The organism is Rossellomorea sp. LjRoot5 (genome assembly GCF_964253455.1).
Classification (GTDB): Bacteria; Bacillota; Bacilli; order Bacillales; family Bacillaceae_B; genus Rossellomorea.
The window spans coordinates 2,949,972-2,963,454 of the sequence record NZ_CAXUQN020000001.1; the positions used below are offsets into that span (position 1 = coordinate 2,949,972).

14 protein-coding genes and 1 tRNA gene are annotated in these 13,483 nt (G+C 43.0%); 5 read left to right on the plus strand and 10 right to left on the minus strand.

What is annotated here, in order from left to right:
• The first annotated feature begins 41 nt into the window (after positions 1-41).
• Entirely contained in the window at positions 42-203 is a 162-nt protein-coding gene (locus ACSQ2E_RS15045) for a hypothetical protein (RefSeq protein WP_200908406.1), read from the plus strand.
• A gap of 36 nt (positions 204-239) precedes the next feature.
• Here ACSQ2E_RS15045 and gndA read toward each other — a convergent pair whose 3' ends face one another.
• Positions 240-1,652, minus strand: a complete 1,413-nt coding sequence (gene gndA, locus ACSQ2E_RS15050; RefSeq protein ID WP_435991798.1) for an NADP-dependent phosphogluconate dehydrogenase — start codon at positions 1,650-1,652, stop codon at positions 240-242.
• A 163-nt stretch (positions 1,653-1,815) separates the two neighbouring features.
• On the opposite strand from gndA, the gene ACSQ2E_RS15055 reads away from it, so the two are divergent.
• Complete coding sequence (locus ACSQ2E_RS15055; protein WP_435991800.1) at positions 1,816-2,670, plus strand: MurR/RpiR family transcriptional regulator; 855 nt, start codon at positions 1,816-1,818, stop codon at positions 2,668-2,670.
• Positions 2,671-2,712: 42 nt separating this feature from the next.
• On the opposite strand, the gene ACSQ2E_RS15060 is transcribed toward ACSQ2E_RS15055, so the two are convergent.
• From ACSQ2E_RS15060 to ACSQ2E_RS15075, 4 genes are all read right to left on the minus strand, one after another.
• Entirely contained in the window at positions 2,713-3,867 is a 1,155-nt protein-coding gene (locus ACSQ2E_RS15060) for a thiolase family protein (protein ID WP_435991802.1), read from the minus strand.
• Positions 3,868-3,881: 14 nt separating this feature from the next.
• Positions 3,882-5,027 (minus strand): acyl-CoA dehydrogenase family protein, encoded by a 1,146-nt coding sequence (locus tag ACSQ2E_RS15065; protein WP_435991804.1) that lies wholly within the window; start codon positions 5,025-5,027, stop codon positions 3,882-3,884.
• Between the two features lie 90 nt (positions 5,028-5,117).
• A complete protein-coding gene (locus ACSQ2E_RS15070) occupies positions 5,118-5,885 on the minus strand; it encodes a 3-hydroxyacyl-CoA dehydrogenase (protein ID WP_435991806.1) in 768 nt (255 codons plus the stop codon).
• A gap of 182 nt (positions 5,886-6,067) precedes the next feature.
• Positions 6,068-6,268: a cold-shock protein gene (locus ACSQ2E_RS15075; RefSeq protein ID WP_034763533.1), complete on the minus strand. Its 201-nt coding sequence runs from the start codon at positions 6,266-6,268 to the stop codon at positions 6,068-6,070.
• 373 nt (positions 6,269-6,641) lie between these two features.
• On the opposite strand from ACSQ2E_RS15075, the gene ACSQ2E_RS15080 reads away from it, so the two are divergent.
• On the plus strand, positions 6,642-6,815 hold the full coding sequence (locus ACSQ2E_RS15080) for a hypothetical protein (RefSeq protein WP_167562135.1): 174 nt from the start codon (positions 6,642-6,644) through the stop codon (positions 6,813-6,815).
• A gap of 147 nt (positions 6,816-6,962) precedes the next feature.
• On the opposite strand, the gene ACSQ2E_RS15085 is transcribed toward ACSQ2E_RS15080, so the two are convergent.
• The 5 genes from ACSQ2E_RS15085 to ACSQ2E_RS15105 all read right to left on the minus strand — a co-directional run bounded on the left by ACSQ2E_RS15085 (position 6,963) and on the right by ACSQ2E_RS15105 (position 11,929).
• Positions 6,963-7,034 (minus strand) — tRNA-Val (locus tag ACSQ2E_RS15085).
• Between the two features lie 432 nt (positions 7,035-7,466).
• Positions 7,467-9,452 carry a TRAP transporter permease gene (locus tag ACSQ2E_RS15090; protein WP_435991809.1) on the minus strand — a complete coding sequence of 662 codons (1,986 nt, stop codon included), beginning with the start codon at positions 9,450-9,452 and terminating at the stop codon, positions 7,467-7,469.
• On the minus strand, positions 9,439-9,960 hold the full coding sequence (locus ACSQ2E_RS15095; RefSeq protein ID WP_435994562.1) for a DUF1850 domain-containing protein: 522 nt from the start codon (positions 9,958-9,960) through the stop codon (positions 9,439-9,441). The genes ACSQ2E_RS15090 and ACSQ2E_RS15095 overlap by 14 nt, the downstream gene beginning before the upstream one ends.
• Positions 9,961-10,082: 122 nt before the next feature.
• The gene (locus tag ACSQ2E_RS15100; RefSeq protein WP_435991812.1) at positions 10,083-11,078 is read right to left on the minus strand and encodes a TAXI family TRAP transporter solute-binding subunit; all 996 of its coding nucleotides are present in this window, start codon (positions 11,076-11,078) and stop codon (positions 10,083-10,085) included.
• 296 nt (positions 11,079-11,374) lie between these two features.
• Positions 11,375-11,929, minus strand: a complete 555-nt coding sequence (locus ACSQ2E_RS15105; protein ID WP_435991814.1) for a phosphatidylglycerophosphatase A family protein — start codon at positions 11,927-11,929, stop codon at positions 11,375-11,377.
• 151 nt (positions 11,930-12,080) lie between these two features.
• On the opposite strand from ACSQ2E_RS15105, the gene ACSQ2E_RS15110 reads away from it, so the two are divergent.
• Together ACSQ2E_RS15110 and ACSQ2E_RS15115 are read left to right on the plus strand one after the other, a co-directional pair.
• Entirely contained in the window at positions 12,081-12,803 is a 723-nt protein-coding gene (locus ACSQ2E_RS15110; protein ID WP_435991816.1) for an alpha/beta hydrolase, read from the plus strand.
• Between the two features lie 160 nt (positions 12,804-12,963).
• Positions 12,964-13,482 carry a YjcG family protein gene (locus ACSQ2E_RS15115; protein WP_430338169.1) on the plus strand — a complete coding sequence of 173 codons (519 nt, stop codon included), beginning with the start codon at positions 12,964-12,966 and terminating at the stop codon, positions 13,480-13,482.
• The last annotated feature ends 1 nt before the right edge of the window (position 13,483 follow it).

Genomic DNA, 13,483 nt, shown 5'->3' on the forward strand with positions numbered 1-13,483 from the left:
GGTATGGTATAAGAACCGATATTTAAAGGAGGATGAACATCATGACCAAAAGAACAAATCAAAATCCGGAAAACGCCGAGCAGGATCAGGAAAGTATCCTTGATCAGCATGAAAGCGAACAAAATGTTGATCCCATCCCTATCGATGAACTAAAAAAAGACCAGCGCGATGAAAAGAAAAAACACGATACTAAAGACGATTAAAAAACGGCCCTGTGAATTTCCACAGGGCCGCTCTTATTATTTTGATAACCAATCTGTATGGAAAGTACCTTCTTTGTCAATGCGCTGATACGTATGGGCTCCGAAATAGTCCCGTTGTGCCTGTAGGAGATTCGCAGGCAGTGATTCAGAACGATAGCTGTCATAATATGCTAACGCACTGGCGAGACCCGGTACAGGAATACCCAGCTTGATGGCTGTTGCCACTACTTCCCTTGCTTCATCCTGATAATTTTCTACAATCTCCTTAAAATATGGATCAAGGAGCAGATTCGTCAATCCCGGATCACGATCATAGGCATTCTTGATTTCTCCAAGGAATCCGGCACGAATGATGCACCCACCTCTGAAGATCATGGAAATCTCACCCGGTTTAAGATCCCAACCGTATTCATCCGACGCCGATTGAAGCTGCGCGAATCCTTGTGCATAAGAACAAATCTTACTCAAGTATAAGGCCTTGCGGATCATTTCGATGAACTCCTGTTTATTACCTGTAAACTCTTTATTTTTAGGTCCTCTCAGAATCTTGCTCGCCTTCACACGTTCTTCCTTCATAGCTGAAATGAAACGGGCAAAAACAGATTCAGTGATGATGGATAATGGTACTCCTAATTCAAGGGAACTGATGCTCGTCCATTTTCCTGTCCCTTTTTGACCGGCAGTATCCAAGATGACATCTACAAGGGGCTTGCCTGTTTCTTCATCCACCTTCGTAAAGATATCGGCTGTAATTTCAATCAGATAGCTGTCAAGCTCCCCTGCGTTCCATTCTTTGAAAATTTCATGAAGTTCCGTTGCACTTAACCCAAGCACATTCTTCATTAGATAATACGCTTCACAAATGAGCTGCATATCACTGTATTCTATTCCGTTATGAACCATTTTCACGTAATGGCCGGATCCGTCCGGGCCGATATATGTACTGCATGCATCCCCTTTTACCTTGGCAGCGATGGCTGTCAGGAAAGGTTCGACTAAATCATACGCTTCTTTCTGGCCGCTTGGCATAATCGCAGGGCCGTATAATGCACCCTCTTCTCCACCGGAAACTCCTGCTCCAATGAAGTTGATTCCCTTCTCATCCAGTGCCTTATTGCGGCGGATGGTATCTTCAAAGTACGTGTTCCCACCGTCGATGAGGATATCTCCTTTATCCAGATGAGGAAGCAATGAATCAATCGCTTTATCCGTAATATTCCCGGCAGGTACCATGATGAGAATTTTACGCGGCACTTCCAACGATTGAACAAATTCACTTACATCATGTGTTCCAACCAAATTCTTTCCTTGATGCTCGTCCAGTACTTCTTTTACCTTTTCATCAGACACATCATATATAGAAACTGAATAGCCTCTGCTTTCAAAGTTTAAGGCGAGGCTCTTTCCCATCACTCCGACGCCGACGACTCCTATTTGTTGTTTTGTCATTACGATCATTCCTTTCAAGTACGAGTAAATAGATCTCTTCACCGTTATTATTATAATACGAAATAAATTTCCGTGGTGGATTTTTATGAAATAATATTTTTTTATTTTGCGAAATAGGTTAAAATTATTTTCACAGATGTCTTACAGGAGGTATTCTACCACTATGGATGAACAGGCTCAACATTGTTTTCCACGAATCCGGTCCCATTACTCACAATTCAGTGAAAAAGAAAAAATGATTGCTGATTTTATTATTGCTAATCCTGAAAAAATTATCCATTCAACCATCAGTGGCGTGGCAGAAGATCTCGGAATTGCAGATGCCACCGTTTTCCGCTTCTGCAAGCGATTAGGCTTCAAAGGCTACCAGGCGATGAAGATTTCACTCGCCTCTGATCTTGTGGCACCGATCAAGGATATCCACGAGACCATCCATGAAGAGGATTCTGAAGGGGTCATCGCCCAAAAGGTGTTCAGGTCGAATATGAGAAGCCTTGAAGACTCATTGCGCATAATGAAAGAAGAAACATTCCGGCAAGCCGTTCAAGCGATGCTAGATGCTAGGAGGATCGAATTTTATGGTACCGGCGGTTCAGGCTTCATTGCCATGGATGCCCATCACAAGTTTCTCAGAACAGGAATGACCACTAACGCTTATAATGACTCCCACATGCAGCTGATATCCGCTTCTCAACTGACGGAAGAAGATGTGATTGTGTTTATTTCCCACTCAGGGGCCAATAAAGATCTATTGGAAGTGCTGGAGGTTGCGAAGAAAAATCATGTCACTACGATCGGTATCACTCATTTCGCTAAATCTCCCTTGAGCAGCAGGATCGATATTCCGTTATTCACAGTCTCACAGGAAACTGAATACCGCGGGGAAGCCCTTGCGTCAAGAATCAGTCAGCTGAGCATTGTGGATGCCCTCTATGTGAACATCATGAAGAAACGGAAAGACCTATCCAAAACATCCCTGCAAAAAATACGTGATGCCATTTCTATAAAAAAAATATAATAATGAGAGGGACGGACCTTTAAAGGTCCGTCCCTCTCATTATTATACATCCAGTCTTTCAATGATTGTGGCATTGGCCATGCCATGTCCTTCACACATGGTTTGCAGGCCATATCTTCCTCCCGTGCGTTCAAGCTCATGCATCATGCTCACCATGATCCTTGCACCACTGGCCCCTAATGGATGGCCGAGGGCGATTGCCCCTCCATTCGGATTTAACTTGGAAGGATCCGCATCTATCTCCTTCAACCATGCAAGTGCCACTGGGGCAAACGCTTCATTCACTTCAAATATGTCAATATCCTCGACCGTCAGCCTCGCTTTTTGCAGGGCTTTTCGTGTTGCAGGGATGGGCCCCGTTAACATCAGGGTCGGATCAGACCCCACCACCACCCGGGTATGAACCTTGAAACGTGCTTTCAAACCCAATTCGTCGGCTTTTTCTTTCGACATAAGAAGCAGGGCTGCAGCACCATCACTGATTTGACTGGCATTCCCCGCATGAATGACGCCACCATCTTTGAATGCAGGTTTTAATTTCCCCAGTATTTCGATTGACGTTTCTTTTCTAGGTCCTTCATCTTTCGTGAAGAAGAACGGATTTCCGTCTTCATCTTCGACTTTCACACCATAAATTTCACGATCGAAGTGTCCTTCAACCTGGGCCTTTAAAGCTTTTTGATGACTATGATAGGAGAACCGGTCTAACTCTTCACGGGTAAAACCATATTTTTCAGCAATTCGCTCTGCTGATAACCCCTGGTGAATGATCTCATGTTTTCCCCTTAACTTTTCACTGAAATCCGCCCCTTGATAATTAGATCCGATCGGCGTTCTTGTCATGTTCTCTACCCCACCTGCAATGACGACATCCATATCCCCGGAAAGGATGGCTTGTGAAGCAAAATGAACGGCCTGCTGACTGGATCCACATTGGCGGTCAATGGTTGTTCCGGGCACTTCAATCGGAAAACCCGCTATAAGCGCAGCCACCCTGGCAATATCCCCTGCCTGTTCTCCAGACTGAGTGACACATCCAAGAATGACATCATCGATGCAATCCGGATCCACCCCCGACTTCTCTACCAATCCTTTAAGTATCTCACCTGCCAAATCGTCAGGTCTCATCCCCATTAACGATCCTTTTCTCCTTCCAACCGCAGAACGGACCCCTTCAACAATGACAACTTCTCTCATCCCACTCTCCCTTTCTATAACCCCAGATTCTTCGCAATGATCACTTTCATGATTTCATTGGTGCCGGCATAAATGCTTGCAACCGGTATATCCCGATATCGCCTTGCAATCGGATATTCTTCCATATAGCCATATCCACCGTGAAGCTGCATGCAATCTGTGGCAATATGACGAGCCATTTCTGTCAGCTTATACTTGGCCATGGATACCTTTGTTACCACATCCATTCCATGCATATGCTCGGCTATCAACCCATCCAAAAAAGCTCTTCCCATTTCAATATCAGTCGCCATTTCTGCCATCTTGAATTGGGTATTCTGAAATTGACTGACTGGTCTTCCAAATGCTTGACGGCTCTTCACGTATTCCATCGTAAGGGAAAACATTTCTTCTGAAGCCGTTTGGGCTGCAATCGCCACGATAAGCCGTTCCTGCTGCAGCTTATTCATCAAATATCGAAAGCCGTTGCCTTCCTCTCCAATCAGATTCTCTTTCGGTACCTTACAATCTTCAAAAATGAGTTCCGCTGTATCCTGACAATGCAACCCGATTTTATCCAGCTTCCGCCCCCTGGAAAACCCTGGAGTATCCCTTTCAATCGCCAACAAGCTGACACCTTTATAGGGCGGTTTACTGCTGAGATCCGTTTTTACAGCCACAATCACTAAATCACCATGTATACCATTGGTTATAAAGGTCTTTTGCCCGTTCACGATATAATGATCTCCACCTGGTAGGGCTGTCGTTTTGATGGCGGCTAAATCAGAACCTGCACCGGGCTCTGTCATGGCAATGGCTGTGATCATCTTTCCGCTCGCACATAAAGGAAGCCACTTCTTTTTCTGTTCATTTGTCCCATATTCCGAAATATAAGGGACTACGATATCATTATGAAGACCTATTCCGATCAAGCCGGATCCAACTCTTTCCAATTCTTCATTAATGATGACAGAAAAGCCCCAATCGACCCCGCTTCCCCCATACTCCTCTTCAAGGTCCGGGCAAAGAAACCCCTGTTTCCCCATCTTCTCCCAAAATGATCTGGGAACTATCCTGTTGTGCTCCCACTCCTCATAATAAGGATAAGCTTCCTTTTGTAGAAATTTCCTCAGAGCCTGACGAAATATACTGTGTTCTTCGGTTAAATAAGGATGTTTCATACGTTTCTCCCTCACTTCATATAGGCGGATAAAGGATAGCGCTTACATTCATAATGAATGAATCTACATTCACTCCACTGTCTTCACAGGTTATTTAGGCGGCATCCTGATGGCACCGTCCAATCGGATCGTCTCCCCATTCAACATTGGGTTTTCAAGTATGCTTTTCACCAACTGAGCATATTCAGATGGATAACCAAGTCTTTTAGGGAAAGGAGCCGTGCTTCCAAGGGATTGTCTTGCCTCTTCTGGAAGGGTGTCAAACATCGGGGTGTGAAATAATCCTGGTGCAATCGTCATGACCCTGATGCCATCCTTTGCAAGTTCCCTGGCAATCGGCAGAGTCATTCCTACAACTCCTCCTTTTGATGCACTATAAGCAGCCTGACCGATTTGGCCGTCAAATGCGGCAACAGACGCGGTATTCACGATCACACCTTTTTCTCCATGCTCATTCGGTATGTTTTGCATCATCTTTTCTGCAGTCATGCGAATGACATTGAAGGTACCGATCAAATTCACTTCAATTACTTTGGAAAATTGCTCAAGGGAATGGATCCCTTTTCTCCCCACGACTTTTCCAGGCGGTGCTATGCCTGCACAATTCACAACTGTATTGATTCCCCCGAATTCTTCCAGAACTCTGTTAAGGGCCTCTTTTACACTTTCTTCATTTGTTACATCCGTTTCATAAAAACGCATGGAGTCCCCATACTCTTCTTTTAAAGTAGAGCTTCTCTTACCATTGAGGTCAAGGATATAAACCTTTCCCCCTTCTTCCATGATTTTTCGTGCCGTCGCTTCCCCCAGTCCGGATGCTCCCCCTGTGATGACGGCAACAGAATCTTTCATCTCCATTCTAATTCCCTCCACTCTGCATGCTTATAGTTTTATTTTAGCGTTGGATGAAGGAAAAAGATATAAAGTTTTAAAAATTCCGTCTATTCATGATAAGAGCAGGCTATCCACTACATGCAAGCATGGATCCATAAAAAAAACAGACTCACGAATGAGTCTGTTTTTGAATGTGTAAAGTTAGATTATGCTTTACGTACGTTGGCTGCTTGTGGTCCACGAGCACCTTGTTCAACGTCGAAAGATACTTCTTGACCTTCGTCAAGAGATTTGAAACCTTCACCTTGAATCGCTGAGAAGTGTACGAATACGTCGTCTCCACCTTCTACTTCGATGAATCCGAAACCTTTTTCTGCGTTAAACCATTTTACTTTACCATTTTCCATGTTTGTTGCCTCCTAAAGTGCGTTACACACAATATATTACTATTCTTGCGATATCAGGTGAAAACCAAATCTTGTTCTTCCCTCGTATACCGGACAAAAATAATTCTTCTATAGAATAACAGGAATGAATCAAATAAGCAAGTTCATGAAGAGGAAGTTTTTAAAGTCAGACCTCTGACATAATTTGATTCCGGCTTCTTTTGCCAGTTATAGCGGAAGATGAATTCCACTTTTTAACATGAATGCGTTTCCTTTATTCGTCCTTCTGGTCCTTTTGGTGGAACGTGATCGTTTTATCAAGTTTATCACTCATGGGACTCTAAAATGGAGGGTGAACTGTGGTATAATGATTAAATATGAAAGGGAGTGCCCAATGAAATCCACAAAAAACCGGTTCAGTAATGGCTCTATGGTTACCATCAAGGAAACAGGAGAAACAGTGACAATATTAAAATGGCAATACGTTAAGAACATGAAGCGATATTCTTATATCGTAAAGGAACATCCAGGCACATTTTATTTTGAAGAAGAGTTAGAAGTGAACTAAATACTTTCATAATGATTAATATGATTTTGACAAGGACTCTTACCCGAACTCAGCAGAGTCCTTTTTCAATTCAATCGGGTTTTATGAAGATACATAAATACATAAAAGGAGCTTGCATCCTATAGGATGCAGGCTCCTTTTTATGTATGACCTGTGAGGGATTCGAACCCACGACCCCTTCCCTGTCAAGGAAGTGCTCTCCCACTGAGCTAACAAGTCGCGATGTAAGGTACATATTCTATTATATTAAATTCGAGAAAAATGTCAATGGATTTTTTTATAAAATGCACCTATTCTAGATTTCATGTATAAAAGAACACTCGTTCGCATACAATGTCAATACATTCAACTGAGAGGGGCTTCCTTATGATGAGGATATTAGAGCGATCGTTGATGGATCGATGTCCCATTGAAATCATATACATGACTTCGGAGCTGAAATGTTCAAAAAGGAAAATACTGGTGAAAAAAGTTGAAAAGGACTATATCACAGCCTATTGCTATTTCAGGAGAGATATCCGCAACTTTAGAATTCATGACATCTTAGCTGCTTCTCCTATCCTTTTTCATGCTGACAATATGATATCAAGTCTGGATTATAATAAGTAAGAGGCTGTTAGCCCAGGAATGGGGTAACAGCCTCTTATTGTGTTATGCCGTTGCTCTTGTTGGTGTTTTATCTTCTCTCTTAATAAAGAATTGCAGCGCAAGCATGATACCGAATAAAACCAGACCAATAATGTCTGACATCCCCTCAGGATAAATCAGTAATAATCCGGCTGCTACGCAAAGAAGACGTTCTATGACGAATACTCGTCGATACCAATACCCGATCATACCTGCACCGATCGCCATCATTCCCGTTACGGCCGTAAAGACGACCCAAAGTAATGTTGGAATGGTTGTATCAATCATTAACAGTTCAGGTGATAGAACGAACATATAAGGGATGATAAAGGCGGCGATGGCCAATTTAGCGGAATTGACCCCTGTCCTTATCGGTTCCCCTCCCGATACCCCGGCTGCGGCGAATGCAGCCAGCGCCACTGGAGGCGTGATATCAGCAATGATCCCGAAGTAAAACACGAATAAGTGAGCCGCTAACTCAGGTGCTCCTAATAAGATGATCGCTGGAGCAGCAATGGTGGACGTAATGACATAATTCGCCGTTGTCGGTGAACCCATGCCGAGTACGATCGACGCTATCATCGTGAATATTAATGTAAGGATCAGCTTGCCTTCTGTTGTATTGGTCAGATCACCAGCCAGGTCCACCAGTCCATTTGCAAGGGTCAATCCTAACCCCGTTTTTGTTACAACACCGACGATCATACCGGCGGCTGCTGTCGCCACCGCTACAGACAAGGCAGTTCTGGCACCGTCAACAAGGGCATCCACAGCATCCTTGAAACCGATCCTTGTATCTTTCCGTATCGCACTGATTACGATAGTGGCAACAATCGACCATAGAGCAGCCCGCATGACACTCATCCCGCTTACCAACAAAATGATGACCGTCAGTATCGGAAGCAGCAGATAAATCTTTTTGAATACTTCTTTACGATTGGGCATTTCTTCATCTGATAATCCACGAAGACCGATACGCTTCGCTTCAAAGTGAGTCATGATCCAAATCCCGGTAAAATAAAGGACGGCAGGAATGGAGGCAGCTTTCGCAATATCCCAATAGGAGATCCCTCCGATGAACTCGACCATCAGGAAAGCGGCAGCTCCCATGATCGGCGGCATCAGCTGGCCACCTGTCGACGCAGCAGCCTCTACCCCACCGGCAAACTCTTTACGGTACCCTAGCTTTTTCATCATAGGGATGGTGAAGGAACCCGATGTCACCACGTTTGCTACCGAGCTTCCACTGATCGTCCCTTGAAGGGCACTGGAGAAGATCGCAACCTTAGCTGGGCCTCCAACACGCTTTCCGGCAATGGACACTGCCAAATCATTAAAATATTGTCCGACACCGGTTTTCACCAGAAACGCCCCGAACAAAAGGAACAGGAAGATGAAGGTGGCTGATACATAGAGAGGCGTACCAAGGATCCCTTCACTTGTAAAGAACATCGTTTTAACAATATCGTCCCAGTCATATCCTCTATGAGCAAGGAATCCAGGCATCAATCTGCCATAATACATATAAAGGATGAAGGCAGAAGCAATGATTGTAATCGGTAACCCTACTGCACGACGGGTTGCTTCAAGTACAAGGATCATCGCAGCGAAACCGACATAGAAATCCAGGGAGGTCATTAATCCCACTCGGCTGACGATATCATCCTGCATGATCGGCCAATAAGCACCGATCCCAATCGAGATGACTGAAAGAACAACGTCATACCAGGCGATCTTATCCTTCTTCAAATTCTTCTTCCGGGCAGGGAATAAGAGAAACACTAAAGAAAGGGCGAACCCTAAGTGAACGGATAACAATAATTGCCTAGGGATGAATTGAAAAATGGATGCTACTAATTGAAATAATGAAAATGCTAATAAACCGAAGAATATGATCCATTTGAATATCCCGTGATGGAATTTTCTTGTAGATGATTCGGGATCATATTTCTCAAGTAACTCTTGTTGTTGTTCTGCAGTCAATGATTCAAATTCTTTATCTTTTTCCAACTACAGTCACTCCTTTCCACTGATCATAAATTGATTGTTTCATTAATTGAACCCGAACGACGGAGCCTTTATCAAAATAGTCGGCTAAAGGATATTCATTGCCGTCCATCACTAGGCGGTGATTGGCGACGACCTGTCCGATCCGGATATCAATGTATGGAAACACTTTATCCATATTAGATATTAAATATTTGCCTTCCTTCGTCACTTCAAAGGTTTCATTTCCCTCTGCATTGGCCGGCATCCCAATGGCAGTATCTTCATAGAGTAATTTGGTTTGTTGAATTTGATTAGAAGATGTTTGATGGTAAAATTCTTCTACTTCTGATAGATGAATAGAGTGTGTATAGCGAACCGAAAATGAATGATCGACGGGAAGGCTGAAAAGGACCGGGTCTCCCGTTGTACTTCTCGGTTCTATTACTAAAAATGTTTGTAAGGGTATAAAAAGGATGATTCCGACACTAAGAATAAGGAGAATCGCACCCATGAATGAAAATTTCTTCATCAAGAATTCCCCACCATTCCTGTTTTGTACGTTTTGCTAAAGGCTTGGAATTAGCTTGAACCAAAACAAAAGAATAGACCGTATTAAGCGGCCTATCCCTTCGTCTATCTTCCGGTGTAAAACTATTCCATTGAAATTCCTTTTTCATCAAAGTATTTCTTTGCACCAGGATGTAACTCGATTCCCATACCTTTAAGTCCATCTTCAGCTTTGATCAGCTTACCTTTGGCGTGAGTGATTTTATCCGTATTTTCAAAAATGGCCTTTGTTACATCGTAGATGACGTCTTCAGAAATGTCAGCGTTCGTCACAAGCATGGCACGAACCGCAACCGTTGTCACTGCATCATCCACTTTACTGTATGTTCCAGCCGGGATTTCATCTTCTGAGTAGTAAGGATACTTCTCGATCAGCTCACTCACTTTTCCTGACTCAACAGGTACGATCGCAATGTCTTCCGTTGCAGCCAGACCTTCAACTGCTCCAGTCGGAGTACCAGATGTGATGAATGCCGCATCGATTGTACCATCCTGGATTCCTGTCGTTGAATCATCAAATGATAAATTACGAGCTTTTAAATCTTCCAGTTTGATGCCATGAATTTCGAGGATTTGAGTGGCATTCAGTAATGTACCAGAACCGGCTTCACCAACAGAAACGACTTTTCCTTTAAGGTCTTCAACTGATTTGATACCTGAATCCTTCGTTGTAACGATCTGGATTGTTTCTGGATAAAGAGTCGCAATACCTCTTGCGTTCTCTACTTTGTTGTCCTTGAACATTTCTGTACCTTCTGACGCGTAAGATGCAATATCCGTTTGCGTAAAAGCGATTTCAGTTTTGCCGTCTTTCACAGCGGCCATATTCTCAGCAGATGCACCTGAAGTAGATGCCGAAGACTTGATTCCGGTTTCATCTTCAATAATCTTAGCGAATGTTCCGCCTAACGGGTAATATGTACCCCCTGTTCCACCTGTAGCAATTCCAATGAAGTCAACCTCTTTGTTACCTTCACCATCAGATGATGAACCTCCACCTGATCCGCCGCCACATGCAGCAAGAACGACAGATAGAACTAGAAGTAGTGCAGTGCTTAGAAACAAACTGCGTTTTTTCATATTCTAATTCCCCCTATTAAATTTTATACGTTAACGTAATAATTGTAACACAGCCTGTAACAATCTTGTCAAATCAAATACATAAACTTTAAACATTTTTCATAAAAAAACCTATTATACATAGCCCTTGTCCTACAAGTTCCCCCTATTCTGAACCTGCTAATGTATAAGAAATGTATAAAACGCTTACAAGAAATACATCCTATTTCACCTGCGACGTATGTTTGTCCACACAAAAGGGACTGAAGATGAATTCACATTCTTCAGTCCCCCGCTGTTATATATCAGATTGTCTATTAGCCGATTAGTTCCTCGTCCTCAAACTTCAACTTATCTTCTTCGGAAATATTCTCTTCACGGTCCCTCAAGCTATGGGCAATCCTTGAAGATGCATTTGCAGCGATGCTTGCTACTATATCATCTAAAAAGGTATGGACACCCTTTCCGTTTTTCGTATCCAATTCACGGATGATGCCTATCTTATTTTTGTCAAGATGACCAAAAGTGGTCACGGCTATGCTTCCATATCCAAGGGCAGCCCCCAGCGCGATGGTCTCATCGACTCCAAACAAGCCCTCATCCGTTTCCACGATCGATTGAAGAGGTTCAGAAAGCTTCTTCTCTTCAGCAAGCTGATCCAATTCCACCCCGACAAGGATGGCATGCTGAATCTCCCTTTTTAATAAGACTCTCTTTACACTATCAATGCAATCTTCCATAGTAAGCTCAAGATTATATGGAAACTGCATTTCAAAGACGATTTCAGCTATATCTTCTATCATCACTCCCCGATCTTTCAATCTTTTTAAAGCAGCTTTCGTAACATCTCTTGAATGGACAGGTTTATTCATTGGTATTCCCCTTTCTAAACAGCCATGAATTTACTAAAAATTATAACACTCTTTTGAATTTTCGTATTGCAATCCGCTTTTGGGAATTCTGAAAGAGATTATGGTACAATCTTTCTGTAAACGTTAACACTGATCTTAGGAGGCTACCGTGATGACAACTGCAAGAGGAACTGTAACCGAATTAAACCTCTTTAGCAAAGAATTAAACGAAGAGATGAAGATGCTGGTTTATTTACCGGCAACCTACTCTCCCCTTTATAAATACACCCTGCTCATTGCACAGGATGGCAAAGATTACTTCCAGCTGGGGAGAATCCCGCGGCACGCGGATGAATTGCTTTCAAACAGGGAAATCGAAAATATGATCATAGTGGGGGTCCCATACAGGGACGTAGAGGATCGCAGACGGAAGTATCATCCCCACGGTGAGGAAAACGATGCATATATCCGCTTTCTGGCACATGAACTGGTCCCCTATTTAGATGAACATTATCCGACGTATCATATGGGGATGGGACGGGCTCTGATCGGAGATTCATTGGGTGCAACCGTGTCTTTGATGACCGCATTGAAATACCCGAACACATTCGGTAAGGTCCTCCTTCAGTCTCCTTTCGTCGACGAAAAAGTCCTTGATGCCGTGGAAGACTTTACACAGCCTCATCTGTTAAGCATTTACCATATAATAGGTAAGCAGGAAACCGATGTGAAAACGACAGATGGTAAAGTAAAGGACTTCCTGAAACCAAACCGACAGCTTCATGAAACATTCGATCAAAAAGGATTCAGCTCCTTTTACGATGAATTTGACGGGGATCACACATGGAAGCATTGGCAGCATGATTTAAAACGTGCATTGAAATTAATGTTTTAGCTGAACTAAAAGGCATAGGGTCTCTCCCTTGTCTCTCAGAACAGCCGTGAGCTTCAGTAATCACCCCATTGCTCTTTCGTTCGCCCTATATTAAATTTTTGAAAAATTTGCTATACTATACATATGACAATGATAGTAAAATAGAGGAGGATTGAAGAAAATGAATTATGGTATAGTCATTTTCCCATCGAAAAAGCTACAAGATATCGCGAACTCTTATAGGAAACGCTATGATCCTCATTACGCATTGGTTCCGCCACATTTGACATTAAAAAATGTCTTTAGTGCAGACGACGATCAAATTAAAGATATCGCAGGAAAGCTTTCCGTGATTTCAAAGAAATATGATCCATTCAATTTAAAGGTGTATAAAGTAAGTTCTTTTCAACCTGTAAACAATGTGATTTATTTCAAGGTTGAATCAAAGCCTGAACTACAAGGGTTGCACGATGACATGCATAATCAGAACTTCATGGGTGACGAACCGGAATTCGCTTTCGTACCTCACATCACGATCGCCCAGAAGCTTTCGAATGATGAACATTCGGATATTTTTGGATCATTGAGCATGCTGGGCATCGATCATGAGGAAACAATCGACCGCTTCCATTTGCTTTATCAACTGGAGAACGGCTCCTGGACCGTATACGAAACATTCCGATTAGGGAAGGAACAGTAAA